Source organism: Bradyrhizobium oropedii (assembly GCF_020889685.1).
GTDB classification, from domain to species: Bacteria; Pseudomonadota; Alphaproteobacteria; order Rhizobiales; family Xanthobacteraceae; genus Bradyrhizobium; species Bradyrhizobium oropedii.
In genome coordinates, this window is record NZ_JACMYO010000079.1 from 1 (window position 1) to 17,082 (window position 17,082).

Annotated in this window: 16 protein-coding genes and 2 pseudogenes; 9 read left to right on the forward strand and 9 right to left on the reverse strand. The window is 65.4% G+C overall.

The features are described from left to right. A pseudogene (locus H8A95_RS22080) lies at positions 1 to 684 on the forward strand (helix-turn-helix domain-containing protein); the annotation flags it as partial. A gap of 88 nt (positions 685 to 772) precedes the next feature. Beyond that, entirely contained in the window at positions 773 to 1,417 is a 645-nt protein-coding gene (locus tag H8A95_RS22085; RefSeq protein ID WP_229185005.1) for a Vgb family protein, read from the forward strand. Between the two features lie 31 nt (positions 1,418 to 1,448). Here H8A95_RS22085 and H8A95_RS22090 read toward each other — a convergent pair whose 3' ends face one another. From H8A95_RS22090 to H8A95_RS22105, 4 genes are all read right to left on the reverse strand, one after another. After that, on the reverse strand, positions 1,449 to 2,666 hold the full coding sequence (locus H8A95_RS22090; protein ID WP_229185006.1) for an MFS transporter: 1,218 nt from the start codon (positions 2,664 to 2,666) through the stop codon (positions 1,449 to 1,451). A 139-nt stretch (positions 2,667 to 2,805) separates the two neighbouring features. After that, on the reverse strand, positions 2,806 to 3,972 hold the full coding sequence (locus H8A95_RS22095; protein ID WP_229185007.1) for a substrate-binding protein: 1,167 nt from the start codon (positions 3,970 to 3,972) through the stop codon (positions 2,806 to 2,808). A 16-nt stretch (positions 3,973 to 3,988) separates the two neighbouring features. Beyond that, positions 3,989 to 4,714 (reverse strand): site-2 protease family protein, encoded by a 726-nt coding sequence (locus H8A95_RS22100; protein ID WP_229185008.1) that lies wholly within the window; start codon positions 4,712 to 4,714, stop codon positions 3,989 to 3,991. Continuing rightward, positions 4,711 to 5,643, reverse strand: coding sequence for a DUF2167 domain-containing protein (locus H8A95_RS22105; protein WP_229185009.1), 933 nt, complete (start codon positions 5,641 to 5,643; stop codon positions 4,711 to 4,713). Before H8A95_RS22105 ends, H8A95_RS22100 begins: the two co-directional genes overlap by 4 nt. A 552-nt stretch (positions 5,644 to 6,195) precedes the next feature. Here H8A95_RS22105 and H8A95_RS22110 point away from each other — a divergent pair. After that, positions 6,196 to 7,536 carry an RtcB family protein gene (locus tag H8A95_RS22110; RefSeq protein WP_229185010.1) on the forward strand — a complete coding sequence of 447 codons (1,341 nt, stop codon included), beginning with the start codon at positions 6,196 to 6,198 and terminating at the stop codon, positions 7,534 to 7,536. Between the two features lie 224 nt (positions 7,537 to 7,760). Here the strand turns inward: H8A95_RS22110 and H8A95_RS22115 are convergent. Further along, positions 7,761 to 8,325, reverse strand: a pseudogene (locus H8A95_RS22115) (BamA/TamA family outer membrane protein); the annotation flags it as partial. A 62-nt stretch (positions 8,326 to 8,387) separates the two neighbouring features. Further along, a complete protein-coding gene (locus H8A95_RS22120; RefSeq protein ID WP_229185011.1) occupies positions 8,388 to 8,861 on the reverse strand; it encodes a MarR family winged helix-turn-helix transcriptional regulator in 474 nt (157 codons plus the stop codon). 141 nt (positions 8,862 to 9,002) lie between these two features. Here H8A95_RS22120 and H8A95_RS22125 point away from each other — a divergent pair, with 141 nt between their 5' ends. Beyond that, on the forward strand, positions 9,003 to 9,404 hold the full coding sequence (locus H8A95_RS22125; RefSeq protein ID WP_229185012.1) for an Ohr family peroxiredoxin: 402 nt from the start codon (positions 9,003 to 9,005) through the stop codon (positions 9,402 to 9,404). Positions 9,405 to 9,506: 102 nt separating this feature from the next. Next, complete coding sequence (locus tag H8A95_RS22130) at positions 9,507 to 9,911, forward strand: cupin domain-containing protein (RefSeq protein WP_229185039.1); 405 nt, start codon at positions 9,507 to 9,509, stop codon at positions 9,909 to 9,911. A 51-nt stretch (positions 9,912 to 9,962) separates the two neighbouring features. On the opposite strand, the gene H8A95_RS22135 is transcribed toward H8A95_RS22130, so the two are convergent. Continuing rightward, positions 9,963 to 11,480: an MFS transporter gene (locus H8A95_RS22135; RefSeq protein WP_229185013.1), complete on the reverse strand. Its 1,518-nt coding sequence runs from the start codon at positions 11,478 to 11,480 to the stop codon at positions 9,963 to 9,965. A 214-nt stretch (positions 11,481 to 11,694) separates the two neighbouring features. Here H8A95_RS22135 and H8A95_RS22140 point away from each other — a divergent pair, with 214 nt between their 5' ends. Next, the gene (locus H8A95_RS22140; RefSeq protein ID WP_229185014.1) at positions 11,695 to 12,597 is read left to right on the forward strand and encodes a LysR family transcriptional regulator; all 903 of its coding nucleotides are present in this window, start codon (positions 11,695 to 11,697) and stop codon (positions 12,595 to 12,597) included. Positions 12,598 to 12,616: 19 nt separating this feature from the next. Here H8A95_RS22140 and H8A95_RS22145 read toward each other — a convergent pair whose 3' ends face one another. Next, on the reverse strand, positions 12,617 to 13,528 hold the full coding sequence (locus H8A95_RS22145) for a LysR family transcriptional regulator (protein ID WP_229185015.1): 912 nt from the start codon (positions 13,526 to 13,528) through the stop codon (positions 12,617 to 12,619). 123 nt (positions 13,529 to 13,651) lie between these two features. Between H8A95_RS22145 and H8A95_RS22150 the strand changes: the two genes are divergently transcribed. From H8A95_RS22150 to H8A95_RS22160, 3 genes are read left to right on the forward strand one after another with little or no spacing between them, the layout of a single operon-like run. Then, positions 13,652 to 14,356, forward strand: coding sequence for an MFS transporter (locus H8A95_RS22150; RefSeq protein ID WP_229185016.1), 705 nt, complete (start codon positions 13,652 to 13,654; stop codon positions 14,354 to 14,356). Further along, on the forward strand, positions 14,341 to 15,090 hold the full coding sequence (locus H8A95_RS22155; RefSeq protein ID WP_229185017.1) for an MFS transporter: 750 nt from the start codon (positions 14,341 to 14,343) through the stop codon (positions 15,088 to 15,090). The genes H8A95_RS22150 and H8A95_RS22155 overlap by 16 nt, the downstream gene beginning before the upstream one ends. A gap of 14 nt (positions 15,091 to 15,104) precedes the next feature. Next, a complete protein-coding gene (locus H8A95_RS22160) occupies positions 15,105 to 15,614 on the forward strand; it encodes a DUF1993 domain-containing protein (RefSeq protein WP_229185018.1) in 510 nt (169 codons plus the stop codon). Between the two features lie 3 nt (positions 15,615 to 15,617). Here the strand turns inward: H8A95_RS22160 and H8A95_RS22165 are convergent, their stop codons facing one another. Next, complete coding sequence (locus tag H8A95_RS22165) at positions 15,618 to 17,081, reverse strand: M20/M25/M40 family metallo-hydrolase (protein WP_229185019.1); 1,464 nt, start codon at positions 17,079 to 17,081, stop codon at positions 15,618 to 15,620. Position 17,082 lies beyond the last annotated feature (1 nt).

Here is a 17,082-nt window from a genome sequence, read left to right on the forward strand (position 1 = left end):
CGCATCGCCGGGCTTGTGGCCGAGGTCGAAAGCACCGCACGCCTGCTCGCCACGCCGGCGGCGCGCCTGATTGCGCGCGGCCACGAGCGGCCGCTGCTGCTCGAGGAGGTCGAGGCCCTGATGGCGTCGAAGGCGCTTGTTGTCGATGCCTGTCGCTACGTGGTGCGCGATATCGGCACGACTGTCTCTCTGAACCGGCGGCCGGTGCTGTTCGCACTCGCCCGCGCGCTGGGCGAAGCCTGGCCGCAGGACGTGTCGCGCGGGACGCTGATCGCGCGCGCATTTCGCGGCAAGCACGCCGATGAATCGCACCGCGCGCGGCTGCGGGTCGAGATCGGACGTCTGCGCCGGGCGCTGCGGCCGCTCGCCGATCTCAGCGCCACGCCCGACGGCTTCGTGCTCGAGCCGCACGGCCGCCGCGAGGTCACCGTTCTGGCGCTGCCGGTCGAGGATGAGCATGCGGCGGTGCTGGCCTTCCTCGCCGACGGCGAGGCCTGGTCGAGTTCGGCACTGTCGGTGGCGCTGGGCGCAAGCCAACGCACCGTGCAGCGCGCGCTCGACGCGCTGGCCGCCACAGGCAAGGTGCAGTCGGTCGGCCGCGCGCGCGCCCGGCGCTGGATGACGCCGCCGGTGCCGGGATTCACGACGACGTTGTTACTCCCCGCCCCGCTGCCGAACGGCTAGCATCGGACGGCAATCGGAGCGTTTTCGAGCGAAGTGGGTACCGGTTCGCGTGAAGAAAACGCGTCAGAACAAAAGTCTGGAGCGCCGCATGAAGAAGTCCGAAGCCGAGATCATCCGGGAATATGCCTTCGAGGGCGTCGAGAGCGTCGGCGGCGTCAGCTTCGACGGCGAGCAGGTCTGGTTCGCGGCGGGAGGCCAGTTGGTCGCCTTCGACCCCGACAGCGGCACCACCACCCGCACCCTCGACATCGCCGCCCACGCCGGCACCGCCTTCGACGGCAAGCATCTCTATCAGATCGCCGAGGACCGTATCCTGAAGATCGAGCCGAGCAGCGGACGCGTGATCTCCACCATCCCCTCGCCCGGCGGCGGCCGCGACTCGGGCCTCGCCTGGGCGGAAGGCTCGCTGTGGGTCGGCCAGTATCGCGACCGCACCATCGTTCAGGTCGATCCGGAAACCGGCAAGGTGCTCCGCACCATCGAAAGCAACCGGTTCGTCACCGGCGTCTCCTGGGTCGATGGCGAACTCTGGCACGGCACCTGGGAAGAGGACCAGAGCGACGTCCGGCGCGTCGACCCGCAGACCGGCGAAGTCATGGAGCGGCTGGAGATGCCGAAGGGCACGTTCGTCTCCGGGCTCGAATCCGACGGCAAGGACCGGTTCTTCTGCGGCAGCGGCTCGACCAACAACAAGGTGCGCGCCATCCGCCGGCCGAAGCGTAGCGGCGCATAAGACGATCAATCGCTTCGCGCGCCGAGCAAGCTCACGCCGGCGCGGGCACCGCGGTCGATCGCGCTGCCTCCATCGGCCGGAAGGTCATCATGATCAGGAACGCGCCGAGGCCCGTGGCCCAGGAGCCGACATAGAGCCACGTGTAGCTCGCAAAGGTGTCGTAGATCAGGCCGCCGGCCAAAGGCCCGGTCGCCATGCCGAGGCTGCCGGCCATCGCGGTACCACCGATCACGGTGCCCATCATGCGCAGCGGAAAGTTCTCGCGGATCAGCACGGAATACAGCGGCATGGTGCCGGCATAGATGAAGCCGAAGATCGCCGCGACTGCATAGAACGCGGCAAGCTCGCGTACGAAGACGTAGCCGAGCGCGCCGAACGCCTGCGCCAGCAAGCCGAGCACCAGCACCCGCTTGGCGCCGAAGCGATCGCCGAGCAGGCCGAAGGCGATGCGGCCGCCCATCCCGGCGAGCCCTTCCACGCTGTAGATCGTCACGGCGGCAACAAGCGGAATGCCGCAGGTGACCGCGTAACTCACGGTGTGGATGATCGGCCCCGAATGGGTGGCGCAGCAGAAGAAATTGGTTGTGATCAGGATGAGGAATTGCGGCGAACGCAGCGCCTGCGCCAGCGACAGCGGCGGCTCGCCGTTTGTCGAGACCGCTTCGGGAGCATCGCCTTGCAGCGCCGGCGGGCGCCGCACCAGCAACGACACCGGGATCATGATCACGCCGACCACGCCGGAGACGATCAGCATCGCGGTCCGCCAGTCGTGATGGGAGATCAGCCAGGCCGCGAACGGCGACATCGTCATCGGCGCCATGCCCATGCCGGCCGACACCAGCGAGACCGCGAGGCTGCGATGGGTGTCGAACCAGCCGGTGACGGAGGCCATCATCGGGGCGAAGATCGCCGCCGTGGCCGCGCCGACCAACGCACCGAACACGAACTGAAACGCCAGCAGCGAGGTCGCCTGGCTTGCCAGCGCAAGGCTTGCCGACAGCACGACCGATCCGGTCAGCACCACCGGGAGCGGCCCGAACCGGTCCGACAGCGTGCCCCAGATCATGCTGGTGAAGGCCATCGCGAGGAAACCGATCGTCATCGCGCTGGAGATGCCGGTCACCGACCAGCCCGTCTCGCGCGCCATCGGCTGGAGAAACACCGGCAACGAGAACATGCCGCCGATCGCCACGCAGCCCAGCAGGCCGCCGGCCGCGACGATCACCCAGCGATAGGTCGAATTGCTCATTCCGGAACTCCCATGCAGCTCGTTCTGGCTGTAAGACGAGCGGCCCGGACTGGAACCGACAGCAGACGTCCGCTCCGGCTCACTTTTTTTTTGCGAGCGTCAGCCTCCAATGGCCGCTATCGCGACCGTCGACGGGCGGTCAGCGACCAGCCAGACTGCATCCGGGCTGCGGCGCGATCTCGCCGAGCGCGCGGACCTGCACGAGTTCGGAACCCTGCGTCTTGGCGATGAACATGTTCATCGCCGCGTGGTGATCCTGGCCGAGCGTCACCGGGCCGGTCGGCGACGGAATGGTGAGGCCCGCCATCGCATCGATGATGGCCTCCTTGTCGAGCTTGCCGGCCTTCTCGGCCGCCGCCTTGAGCGCGATCAGGGTGTTGTAATGCGTCATCACATAGTTCGATACCGCGACACCCGCGCCGGCAGCGGCGCGCGCCTTCGCGACGAACGCCTTGACGGCAGGGTCCTCGCTCGCCGCGACCGCCGGCACCACGGTGACCATGTTCTGGCCCTTGCCGCGGAAGATGCCGAGGTCGACCTCTGACAATCCAAGGAAAGCGACGGTGATATCCTTCAGCAACCCGGCCTCGTCGGCCTGCCGGATGAAATCCATCCCGTCGCCCTTCAGCGCAAACAGCAGCACCTTGGCCTTGCTCGCCGCGACCTCCTTGATCAGCGGAGAGAAGTCGGTCTCCGTTCCCAGCGTGTATTTGGTCCCGACCACCCTGCCGCCGAGCTTCTCGATCAAAGGCTGTGCGATGTCGAACATCTGATGCGGCCAGACCCGGTCGGCACCGAGCAAGAAGTACGTCTTGCCGAAGGTTTGCGTCATATAGGGCAGCAGCTGGCCGAGCTCCTGGTTCGGCACCGCGCCGAACGAGAACAGGTAGCGGCTGCATTTGCCGCCCTCGTAATTGGTGGCGTAGAGCAGCGGCGTCTTCGAGCTCTCTGCCAGCGGCACCAACGCATTCAGATTGCGCGAGGTGATCGGACCGACAACAGCCAGCACGTCCTGCTTTTCGACCAGCGAACGCATCGCGTCAGCGGCCGCCTCCGGCCGCGTCTTGTCGTCGGCATAGATGACCTCGACCGGCCGGCCGAGAATGCCGCCCGCCGCATTGATGTCCTTGGCGGCAAGATCGAGCCCGAGCCTGGCCTGCTGGCCGTACAGCTCGACCCCACCGGAAAACGGCAGCACCGCGCCGACCCGGATCGGTCCGCCGGATTCAGCGGCCCCCGATGAGCCAATGCCCGCGAAGCCGAGGAAGGACACCGACGCCAAACAGATGATCGATCGTCGCAGCATGCGTGTCTTCCTCCTGTCATGCCGGACCGGCGAACCGACTCAACATCTCATGGACGTCATAGGTCATGATCGCAAGCAGCGCCGCAAGTCCGAGATACGCGCCCCCGTATTCGAGCTTGGTCTGCAGCGGGACCCCGTAATAGGCGATATTATCGGGGGCGTGAGGATCGTACCGCCACGCCTGAAGCAGTTGGGGTGCGGCAAGGATCGCGACGATCAGCAGCATTGGGCTCGGCCGGTAGAGCATCAACGCCAGCAGGATCGGCACGCCGGCGAACCAGATCCGCGGACTGAGCACCGCCGTCACCCTACCGCCATCGAGTGGTGACACCGGCAGCAGGTTGAACAGATTGAGGAACAGGCCCGAATAGGCGATCGCCAGCAGAAGCCCGCTGTCTTCGGATCGTGCCCATAGATAGACCGCGAGCGCTGCGACCGTTCCGAAAACGGGGCCTGCGATCGCGACATAGGCTTCGGTTTCGACATCGGCCGGGTGGTCCTTCAACGCGATAAAGGCGCCCATGAATGGAATGAAGGCCGGCGCTCCGACATCGAGGCCGCGCTGCCGCGCGGCAATGTAGTGCCCCATCTCATGTGCAAACAACAACGCGATGAAGCCCGCGGCATAGCGCCAGCCCCATATCGTCGCGTAGACCGCAAGCGACAGCAGCATGCTGCCGCCGCTGGCGGCAAGCTTGCCCCATTTCAGACCCGAGAGAAGGAGGACCAGCAGCGCCTTCACGTCACATCACCGCCCACATCGGTGCGCGGCTTGCGGCGGAAGAATTTCATGATGCCGGCGCCGAACGCCGCAGCGGCGAGCAGGATCACCTTGGCGAATTTCAGCACGAAGGCCGTCACGATCGCAAGCAGCCCGAGCTTCTTGACGGCGACCCCGCCGATCAGTGCAGCGAGGCCGTAGGCGGCAATGCGATCGGTGCTTGCGCTGAAATCCTCGTAGCGCTTGCCCTCGTTGTAGGAAAGGTCGGAGAGCAATTCCCGTGCGACCGGCTTTTCGTTTTCGATGCGATCGGACTTCGACAGCAAGTTCAGGCTGAAGTAGCCGTCGCGTCCCAGCGCGTAGGTGTTGAAGTTGACGCCCTTGGGCAGGTTGTCCGGTTGCCCCTTGTCCTTGCCCAGCATCGACCACACCAGACGGTGGGTCGCAGCGTCATAGGCCGGCGGCTGGATCCATCCGACGACCTCCAGTTCGGGAAAGCCGCGCGCGACGCGATCCTTGTTGCTCTCTTCCACGCCTTCCTTGATGCTGCTCAGCAGCTCGTCGGCATTCCAGTTCTTCGCATCGTCGTCCTTGATGTAGCCTTCCTTGACGTAGCGAATGACCACGATCCACTGATCGTTCTGGCGTGTGCCGACGACAAGACCGATGAAGGTCGCGTCGTTGACGAGATTGCCGAGCGCCCGCAACACCCGCGTCCCTTCGGTCTTCGGAACGAAGAAACGTCCCTCCGGCAGCTTCAGCTTGGCTTGATCGATCAGCGTCACGTCTGCGGGACCGGCAGTGCCGGCCTGGCTCGCCGCCTGCCAGGCGGCAACCAGCTCGGCTTTTCGCGCGGCCTCACTCGGCGGCGCGTTCTGCCCGGATGCCGGCAGCAATGCTCCGAACAGGATCGCCGACATGATTACGGCGATGGAAATCAGCTTTTGCACGGGCGCGCCCCTCTTGCTTATGAATCGAACCGGGTGTTCGGCAGCAACAACCCTAAATAGCAGCGTTGACCGATTAACGACACAACAGATCGGCGCTTTCCCAAAGCGCCGACACCGCCCTGCTCCGATACCGATGGTCGCGCTAGCCGGCGTGCGGAATCGCGGCACATCGCCAGGGCGCGGCGCGATTACAGAATCGCATCGGCGCAGCGCTTGACATTCAGAGGTTGCAGGCGTATTTCGACGGCCCTCGCGAACGCTTGTTTGCGAAAAAATGCGAGCGAACCGATGATACTGAAACCGCAGCAAGGATACGAACAGATCCGCAGACCGTCAGCCAATCTACGGCCGATCGTCTATGCATGCCCGGTTCATGGGAGCAGTCTCGCTTAGGCGCGATCGACAATCCGTAAGTCACGGACCCTCCCGAGCCAGCCGCTCCGGAGGGTTTTTTGTTACCCGCAAGCGGTCTGGTCGAACTCCGGCAAGGACAATCCCGAATGGTCGCGCGGCGTGCGCGCGGCCGGTCCAGATCCAGCAGGAACCAAGACAATGCGACGACCTGATCCCTGCCAGGAACGTGCCCGCGAACTCTGCCTCGCTGCGGGCATCGATCCGGAATCCCGCGTCGGCGAAGGCCGCGGCCAGCCGGCCTGGTGCCTGTATCGCGATGCCGCCCGCAAGGAGAAGCTTGCGCGCGAGGCCGATGCGGCCTCGTCGGAGATCGCGATGCTGCGCCCGCAGGAGGAGCGCTTCAAGAACGCGCCGCTGAAGGTGTTCGGCGAGCATGACGCGGCGACCATCAAGCAGATGCGAAACTGCATGGCGGTTGGCAACGTCGTGTCCGGCGTGATCTGCGCGGATGGCCATCTCGGCTACGCCCAGCCGGTCGGCGGCGTGATCGCCTACGAGAAGCAGATCAGCATCTCTGGCGTCGGCTTCGACATCGGCTGCGGCAACATGGCCGCGCGGCTCGATGTGCGCTTCGACGACATCCGTGCGACCGCCCCGACCATCATCCGCGACGTTGCCAAGGTGATCTCCTTTGGCATCGGCCGGAAGAACATCGAGAAGGTCGAGCACGCGCTGTTCGACGATGGCGACGCCTGGCGCGAGAGCGACATGGAGGCGTACCGGCAGAAGGCCACAGGCCAGCTCGGCACGGTCGGCTCCGGCAACCACTATGTCGACTTGATGCGCGACGAGGCCGGCTTCGTCTGGATCGGCGTTCACTTCGGAAGCCGCGGGCTCGGGCACACCAGCGCGACCCGCTACCTCAAGGCCGCCGGCGGCAAGGACGGGATGAATGTCCCGCCCGCCATCGTCGACGAGGATTCCGAGCTCGGGCGCCGCTACATCGCCGCGATGCAGCTTGCGGGCCGCTATTCCTATGCGGGCCGCGAATGGGTCGTGGATCGTGTCCGCCAGATCATCGGCGGCAAGGTCACCGAGTCCGTGCACAACCACCACAACTACGCCTGGCGGGAAACCCATGGCGGCAAGGATTTGTGGGTGGTGCGCAAGGGCGCGACGCCGGCGTTCCCCGGACAGCGGGGCTTTGTCGGCGGGTCGATGGGCGATGATGCCGTCATTCTCGAGGGCGTCGATAGTCCGGAGGCCAAGGCCTCGCTCTACTCGACGGTGCACGGAGCCGGCCGGTTGTTCGGGCGGAATGAAGCGAAGCGGCGCTTCACGCGGGAGGAGATGGACCGTTGGCTCAACGAGCGCGGCGTCACGCTTGTCGGCGCCGATCTCGACGAGAGCCCGATGGCCTATCGGCGCCTGCCGGAGGTGCTTGCCCACCACGCCGGAACGGTGAAGGTGCTGCACACGCTGCGGCCGTTTGCCGTGGCCATGGCGGGTGAAGGCGAGTTCGATCCGTTCAAGGACTGACGAAAGATAGACGGGAGGTGCAAACCTCCCGTCCATTGGCCGTTTCGCGTTCGTCCACTGCAACGGCTTACGCACGTGTGTTGCCCGCGGCCCGCGCTCGAACGGTGAGGCAATGTTCACCTCGACGTCATCAGCCTGCCGAAGAGTTCGCCGTCCGAGCGGGCCGATTTCATGCTGGCGACGCTCGACGGCTGCATCGCGCTTTCGGCGAAGCCATCGCCCTCCTAGAACGACGTCCCGCCCCCGAACCTGAACTCCTGCACGATGTCGTATTTGCCCTTCGTGATCGGCACCGCGTAATCGAAGCGCAGCGGGCCGAACGGCGATGCCCAGATCAGGCCGACGCCGACCGAGGTCCGCACGACGTTCTCGTCATCGTATTGGAGGCCACACGTGCAGGCAGCCGTATTCACCTCGCCGGTCGCAGCCCACGACGTCGGGCCCTGGTAACCCCATAGCGAGCCGGCGTCCGCATAGACAGCCCCCTTCAGCCCAACTTCGGAGGGCAGGAACCAGAACGGCATCTGCAGCTCCATCGACGCGCCCCAATTTGGTGCCGCCGAGCGCATCCCCGACCGCCCCGAAGCTCGCATAGGTGATGTCACGCGGCCCGATGCCGTTGGTGGCAAAGCCGCGCACGAGGTTCGGCCCCATCTGGAAATGATCCAGCATGCGCAGATCATTGTCCCCGATCTTGGTGAGCAGGCCGCCTTGCAGGTGGATCAGTCCGATCAGGTCGGACACCAGCGGCGTATAATATTTGGCGTCGACCGCACTCTTCAGATAGGCCGTGGCAAAAATGCGGAAGCACGCGGAGCGGATACGGCAAATTACAATTTGTAGCCGAACGATCAGCCCTTCTTGGAATCGCCGCGTGTGTGATGCAGCAGATTGTCGCGCAGCCTGACCACGCTCTTCTGCACGATCGGAAACTCATCCCCGAGCCCGGTGGCTTCGACCAGGGACACGTTGATCTCCTTGTCGAGCAACCGCCGACCGGCCGGCGTCAGGCTCACCCGCACCTGCCGCTCGTCGGCGGGATCGCGGGTGCGGCTGATGTAGCCGCTCTGCTCGAGCTTCTTGAGGATCGGCGTCAGCGTATTGGATTCCAGAAACAGCTTTTCGCCGAGCGCGCTGACGGTCTGCTCGTCGGCCTCCGACAGCGCGATCATGGCAATATACTGGGTGTAGGTCAGGCCGACCGCGTCCAGGATCGGCTTGTAGGCGCGGCCAAAGGCCAGATTGGCCGAATAGACCGCAAAGCACAGAAAATTCGAGAGTTTTCGACCTTTGGCGTCGGCCTTGGCGGGGCGGGTCACGGGCATCTCCGGAGTTCGTGAAGTCCGGATCAATATAAATCGTATCCGATTAAATCGGAAGTGCTTGACATCACCTAATGTGCGGCCTATTTCAACTCGCATCCGATTAGATCGGACACGATGCAAATTCAACCAAAGGAGTTCTCCATGACCGCCAATGCAAAGGTTCTCGCCACCGGAAAGACCCACGTCACCGCCGGCCCGAACGGCACCGGCCGCTCGCACGACGGCTTCCTCGACGTCAAGCTGCCGCAGCCGCACCCGGCCGCGGAAAACCTGTTCGCCGCCGCCTGGTCGGCCTGCTACATCGGCGCGATCCAGCTTGCCGCCGGAGAGCGAAAGGTCAAGCTCGCGAGCGAGCCCGAGGTCGACGCCGAGATCGACCTGAACCAGGCCGGTAGCGCCTACTTCCTGAGCGCGCGCCTCAACGTCCGCGTTCCCGGCGTCGACCGCGATGTTGCACAGCAGCTGCTCGAAGCCGCGCACGGCATCTGCCCCTACTCCAAGGCGGTCCACGGCAACATCGACGTCACGACCACCCTGGTCTGAGACCGGCATATGACGACCTCCGACGCGGACCGGCCGCTTGCCGGTTTGCGGTCGGTCCAGTCGAGACAACAAACCCTGGAGTTTGAGATGACCAGCAGACTGATGACGGCGACGCGCCTCCTCGCAAGGGCGGCCCTGATCGCTGGAAGTTTCCTGACGATCCCCACCGCCCAGGCGCAGCAGCCAGCAGGCATCACGCGAACCGACCTGCAGCGCCACGACCTCAGCGCTCCCGGACGCGAAGCAGTCCAGGTCCGCGTCGACATCGCGCCGGGCAAGGCATTCAGCCGGCACACCCATCCCGGCGAAGAGATCATCTACGTGCTCGCCGGCACGCTCGAATACGATGTCGACGGCAGACCGCCGGCAAAGCTGAAGGCCGGCGACGCACTGTTCATTCCCGCAGGCACGATCCATGCCGCGAAGAATATCGGCGATGTCAGCGCCAGCGAGCTTGCGACCTACATAGTCGAGAAAGACAAGCCGCTACTAACCCTCGTGAAGTGATCTGTGCCGCCTGGCCGCCTTTGTTCCGGTGCGGGCGCGGCGACATCAGGATCACTTGGTACCCTGGGCTTCGGCCTGCCGCACCGCCCGCGCATTGAAGATCAGAAAGCTGATCGCGGCCATGATCCAGACGCCGATGCCGCCATAGAGCATCACCCGGCCGAAGCCGCTCGCCAGCGCCTGATGCACGACGGGACCGGTCAGCTCCGGCGCCGACGCGGCGTCACCCGCCGCGATCCGTTCCGCAATTGAGCGAAGCTGCGCGCCATCGAGCGCGGGAAGTACTGCCTTCAGATGCGCTAGCACACCGCTCGCCAGGATAAACCCCATCAGCGCGATGTTGACTGAAAGCGACACCATGCGCGCGCTCATGTCGATGCCGGAGGCCATGCCGGCGCGGTCGCTCGAGACCGAGCCCGTTGTCGTGTTGGTGACGGGCGTGTTGGTGATGCCGAGGCCAATTCCGGCGAGCAGGCAGCCGGGCAGCATCGTCAACCAGTCCGGCTGCGCGGCGGTGCTGCCGAACTTCATCAGCATGAACCCGGTGCCGATGGTGAACAGCCCGACCGGGATGATCAGGCCCGGCTGGTAGCGCAGCGACAGGCGCTCGGCAAACGGTGGCATCACCAGCGTCGGCAGCGTGTAGGCGAGCAAGGCAAGACCCGCGGACACGCTGTCATAGCCGAGGCCGGCATGAAACCAGATCGGCAGATAGATCATGAACGGCCAGTAGCTGAGATTCATCGCGGCCGAGCCGATGATCGAGCCGGAGAACGCCGGGATCCGAAAGACCGAGAAGTCGAACATCGGCCGCCGGCTGACTTTCTCGGCAACCAGGAACGCGATGAAGCTCACGGCGGAGACGCCGAGGATCGCGAGGCCGCTCAGGCTGGCAAAGCCGAGATCCGGACCCTGCGTGATGTAGAATGCGAGACAGAACACGGCAACCGACATCGTCACGATGCCGGCGACGTCCAGACTGCTCGCCTTCGGGTCTTTCGATTCATGCACGCCGCCGATCGTGAGCACGAACGCGACAGCCGCGAACAGCACGTGGACGAGAAACACCCACTCCCAACTCAGCACCGCGACCACAGCACCACCGATGATCGGTCCGAAGCCGAGGCCGATGCCGAAGATGACACCCCACCAGCCCCAGGCGACGGCGCGTAGGCGGCCGCCCTGGAATTCGTGCGAGAGCACGGCGATCTGGCAGATCAGCAGCGCGCCACCGCTGAGCCCCTGAAGGAAGCGGGCGACGATCAGCATCTCGACACTCTGGGCAATACCGCAGATCAGCGAGGTGATGCCGAATGCGGCGATCGCGACCAGGAAGATGCGCTTGCGTCCGTAGCGATCCGCCACCGTCCCGATCGCCATCAGCACCGTGGTCACCGCGATGGTATAGGCGTTCATGATCCATTGCAGCGCCTTGAAGTCGGCATGCAGCACCCGCTCCAGCGTCGGCAGGATCGCGGGGATGCTGGAAATCTCCAATCCAAACATCAGGCAGGCTAGGCATACGGCGGACAACACGACGGCGCCGCGGCGGCTCAGTTCAGTGGACATGATGAGGCCTTTTGTTGTGGCAAGCCAACGGCATACCGCACGCTGTTGCCAGGGTGCTGGCAGCAGCGTTGGCCGATCGACTCACGATCTATTGAGGCAGCAGCGACGGGAATCGGGTGGCCGCAGCGCTTCACAACACAAAGCTAGTCACCGCTTGAGCATTGGTGAATTGGATGACTAGATATTTCAGAGACAACAATTCCGGATGATTGACATGACCACGCTCGACATCGACGCCGTGAAGACCTTCGTGACCATCGCCGAGCTCAAGAGCTTCACGCGCGCAGCCGAAGCGCTCGGCACTACGCAGGGCGCGATCAGCGTCAAGCTGAAGCGGCTGGAAAGCCATGTCGGCCATCGACTGATCGAGCGGACACCGCGGCTGGTGCGCCTGTCGGCGCAGGGCGCCGCGTTCCTTGCGCCGGCGCGCGAATTGCTCGCCGCGCACGATCGCGCCATCGCGGGGCTGTCGTCGGCTCGCCTGCGTCGCTTCTCGCTCGGCATCGCCACGCATGTCGGCGGAGCCGAAGTACCTACGCTGCTGGCGCGGCTGCACGCGCACGACCCGGCGCTCACCATCGAGGTCCGGCTCGAGGATTCCCGCGACCTGCTCGAGGCCTTCGATCGAGGCGACGTCGACGCGGCGATCATCCGCCGCGAGGACGACCGCCGCGACGGCGAAATGCTGGCGACGGACCATTATGGCTGGTTCGCCACCCCGGACTTTGTCCATCGCGTCGGCGAGCCGCTGCGGCTGGCCGCCCCCTCGCCCTCCTGCGGCGTGCTCAACATTGCCACGCGCGCGCTGGCGGCGGCCGGCATCCCGTGGACGGAGAGCTTCCTCGGCTGCGGATCCTTTGCAGTCGCAGACGCGGTGGCCGCCGGCCTTGCCACCTCGGTATTCTCTTGCCGGCTTGCACCTGCCGGAACGATCGAGGTCAGCCGACGGTTCGGTCTGCCTTCGCTTCCCCCGTCCGAAATCGTGCTTCTGTCCGCTCTATCTGATGCCAAATCCCGCGCGGCGCTCAAGACGATCGTCAGTGCGTTTCGCGAACATCACCGGCTACCTGCGGAACGTACGGCACGGAGCAGTTCGACTGAAGTTCTCGAGGTATGAACGATCCACCCGCGGCCGACTAGCGCCGCGCGCCGTCGGCTCGCTTTCCCTCGAACAGCGCGCGCTCTGACGCCAGCGCCTTGGCCAGGAAATCGAGCGTGGCGCGGATGCGCGCAGTGCGCTTGAGATCGTCATGGGTCAACAGCCACAGCGCCGAGCGCGGCTCTGCGAGCGCCTTCGGCGTCACCCGCCGTAGCGTCGTCGCAGGATCGCCGACATAACAAGGCAGCACGGCAAGCCCCAGCCCCGCCGCTGCGGCATCGCGCAAGGCCGGAAGCGCATCGACACGGCAGGTGATGCGCGCCGCGTGAAGCTTCTCGCGCATCCATCCGGCGATGACGGTTGCCGCCAGCGCATCGTCGAGCCCGATCCAGTCATGCGCCGACAGGTCCTTGTCGCCGCGCCGGGCTAGATAAGCGCGCGATCCGTAGACCGCATGGGCAATGTCGGCAACGCGCCGTCCCACCAGCAGCTCGGACGGTGCCGGCGTCGGCCGGATCGCGATCTCGGCTTCGCGGCGTGTCAGGTTGGCCATCGCATTGGAGATGATGATCTCCGGCTGGATCTCCGGATGGGCGGCGCGCATCGCCGGCAGATGCCGCATCAGCACCACGCCGAGCGTATCCGTCGTCGTGATCCGGACCGTGCCTGACGGCCTGAGGTCTTGTCCCGCCAGCCTGCGCTCAAGCGCCAGCACCTCATCCTCGAGCCGGGCTGCCGATGCCGCTGCCGTCTCGCCCGCCGGCGTCGGTGCGTAACCGTCGCGGAACCGCTCGAACAGCCGCGTTCCGATCGCGGCTTCGATCGTGCCAAGGCGGCGAAACACCGTCGAATGCGTGACGCAGAGCCTGCGCGCCGCCCCCGACAAGCTGCCTTCCCGCGCGACGGCGAGGACGAGCCGAAGATCATTCCAGTCGAGAGGGCTGTGCATTTTTGCAAACTCATTTCGCATCTCCAGACAATACCTTATCACAAACAGACAGGCCATCTTCTCGGAAGTTCGACCGACCGGCGCACGCGGTGCGAGGCGCCGGCGATGCAGAGGAGCTGCCAGGTGACCAGCGAGACCACCGAGACGTTGCAATTGCACGACGCGCCGCCTGCAACGGTCGACCCGCGGCGATGGCTGGCGCTGCCCGTGCTGCTCACCGGCGCCTTCCTGCCGATCCTCGACTTCAACGTGGTCAACCTCGCTCTCCCCGCCATACGCGGCAATCTCGGCGCGACGGCGAGCGAGGTGCAGTTCGTGATCTCGGCCTATGCCGCGACTTACGCGGTGTTCCTGATCACGGGCGGCCGGCTCGGCGACCTCTTGGGCCGCCGACGGATGTTCCTGACCGGCGTCGCAGGCTTCACGATCGCGTCGGTGCTGTGCGGCATCGCATGGTCGCCGGCCATGCTGGTCGCCGCACGAATCCTGCAGGGCCTCACCGCCACCGCGATGGCACCGCAGGTGCTCGCCTCGATCCGCGTGCTGTTTCCGGCGGCCGAACAGGGCCGCGCGCTTGGCTTCTACGGCGCCACCTTTGGGTTGGCGAACATCTGCGGTCAGGTGCTGGGCGGCGTCCTGGTGTCGGCGCATCCATTCGGACTGGCCTGGCAGGCGATCTTCCTGATCAACGTACCGATCGGCCTCGCCGCCTTCCTCGGCGCACTGCTGTTCCTCACTGACTCGCGCGCCGAGCATGCCCAGCGGCTCGACATCGGCGGCGTCATCCTGCTGTCGCTCACACACTCGGCCTTTTGGTCTATCCGCTGATCGAGGGCCGTGAATCCGGCTGGCCGATCTGGATCATCGCGATGCTGCTGGCGTCTCCGCTGATGCTCGCCGCCTTCGTCCGCTTCGAGGCACGGCTGTCCGCACGCGGCGGCGACCCGCTGGTCGTGCTCCATCTGTTGCGCAACAGCGACTTCGTGATCGGGCTGGTGATGGCGCTCGCCTTCTACATGCTGTCGTCGTTCTATCTGACCTTTGCGGTCTACCTGCAAAGCGGATTGCATCAGTCTCCGCTGGCGGCCGGCCTTGCCACCCTGCCCTTTGCCACCGGCTTCTTCGTCAGTTCGCTGGTGTCGTCGCTGGTGATGCAATGGCTCGGCGCGCGCACCCTGACGCTGGGCTTTGCGCTGCAGGTGATCGGCTTCGGCGTCGTGATGCTGTCGGTCAGCGGCACGCTGCCCCAGAGCCTTGAATTCGGCCTGATCTGCGGCGGGCTCGGCTTCGGCACCGTGATGCCGTCTGTGATCAAGGCCGTGATCGGCAGCATCGATCCGCGCCATGCCGGGCTGGCATCGGGCATGATGATCTCGACCTTCCAGATCGGCGCCGCACTCGGCGTCGCCGTTATCGGCGGCGTGTTCTACAGCCTGCTCGGGCCGCATCCGCAGGCCGACGATTATGCGCACGCATTCACGATCGCACTCGGCTGCAATGTCGCGCTGCTGGCGCTCGGCGGCTGGCTGTCGCTGTGGCTACCGCGCGAGCCTGCCGCTTGAAAAAGGAGAATTCCATGACCGCGCCGCTCTACGATGCGTCCGTCCCGGTGTTTCGCCAGATGCTCGATGCGCTTGCCGATCTCCTGCGCAAGGGCGAGGCCCACGCCCGCGAACGCGGTCTCGATCCCGATGCCATGCTCGCGGCGCGGCTGGCGCCCGACATGCTGACGCTGGTCGGCCAGGTGCAACGGGCGAGCGATCACGCCAAGGGCGCCGCCGGGCGGCTCGCCGGTCTCGGGCCACCACCCTTTGCCGACGACGAAGGGAACCTCGCCGCGGCGCATGCCCGGATATCGCGAACGCTCGACTACATCGACACGCTCCCGGTTGGAGCATTCGACAAGGCCGCGGAGCGCATCATCAGCCTGCCCTTCGGCGTCCCGCCAATGCCGGCAGCGCGCTATCTGTACGGCTTCGCGCTGCCGAGCCTGTTCTTCCACGTCGCCACCGCCTACGCCATCCTGCGCCATCGCGGCGTGGCGCTCGGCAAGCGTGACTTCCTCGGCAACTACCTGTCGAACTGATCGCTACTTCTTCGCGACCTCGCGAAGCGTGTTGTAGACCCACTCCGCCCCCTGCTTGATCGCCTCGACGCCGATCCTTTCGTCGTTGCCGTGCATCCGGCTCAGGATGTCGTCGTCGAGCGGATAGGGATAGATGCCGTAAACCGGCACGTTGCGCTCGCGCCAGGCGGTGGCGTCGGTCCCCGCCTCGAACATTGTCGGCACCAGCACGGCGTCCTTCCAGACCCGCTTCGCGTTGCGCTCCAGCGCGGCATAGAGTTCGGTATCGACCGGCGACCCGGGCATCTTGCTCCGGATCAGATAGGCCTCCCGCGCCTCCTGCTGCGGCAGCGCGGTGACGATGCTGACCTCGATGCCGGGATCGCCGACCGCGCGCTTGATCTCGGCAATCATCTGGTCGGTCGTCGTTCCCGGAAGCAGTCGCGTGTTCACGACCGCCTTGGCGTCGCCGGGGATGACGTTGGGCTTGATGCCGGCATCGATCATCGTGATCACCATGGTGTCGCGCAACAGGGCGTGCAGCAGCAGGCTGTCCTTGGGATTGTCGGCAACCAGTTTCTTTCCGGCCGCGTCGAGATCGGCCTGGTCCTTAGCCGCCAACAGCTGCTTGATATCGGCTGCAGTCTGTTCCGAACTGATCGGAAGCAGCGCCTTGAAATAGGCCTCGGTCGCCGGCACCAGCTTGACGGCCGGATCGTGCACCGCGAGCTTGGCCAGCGCCGCGATCAGGCGGTCATTGGCCATCGCGCCCGCCGGGAACGGCCGCGAGGAATGGCCGGAGGGACCGGTCGCCTTCAACGCAAACGTCGCCGAGAGCTTTTCCGCCGTGGTGACGTTGATCTGGCGGACCGTGCCGTCGCGCTCCTGCAGCACATAGCCGCCTTCGTTGAGCGCGAATTCCGCGTCGATCTTGTCCCAATGGTTCTTCGCCAGCCACACCGTGCTGTACTGCCCCTGCTCCTCGTCTGCCTCGGCCAGGAAGATCACGTCGCGTGACAGCGGCGTCTTCTCTTCCGCAAGCCGCATCACCGCGCTGGCAAAGACGGCGAGCCCGCCCTTGAAGTCCATCGCGCCGCGGCCGTAGACGAAACCGTCCTTCTCGACGCCGGCGAACGGCTCAACGGTCCATTTCTCGCGCTCGACCGGCACGACGTCGGCGTGGGCAGCCAGCAGCACCGGCTTCTTCGAGCCGTCGCCGCGCAGCCGGGCGATGAAATGCGCGGCCTTGCCGTTCGGGGCGACGAAGATGTCGACCTCGGCGCCCAGCGGCGCGAATTGCGACTTCAGATATTCGGCGAGCGCCCGCGTATCGCCGGGGCCATTCGAGGTGTCGAAGGCGATCAGCTTCTTGAGCAACGCAACCGTCCGGTCGCCATAAGGCTCGGCGGCGGCAAAGCCGGTTCCGGAGCAGACGATGCCCGTGGCGAGCATCAAGGCTACGAAATTGTTCTTGGTCTTTGACGTCACG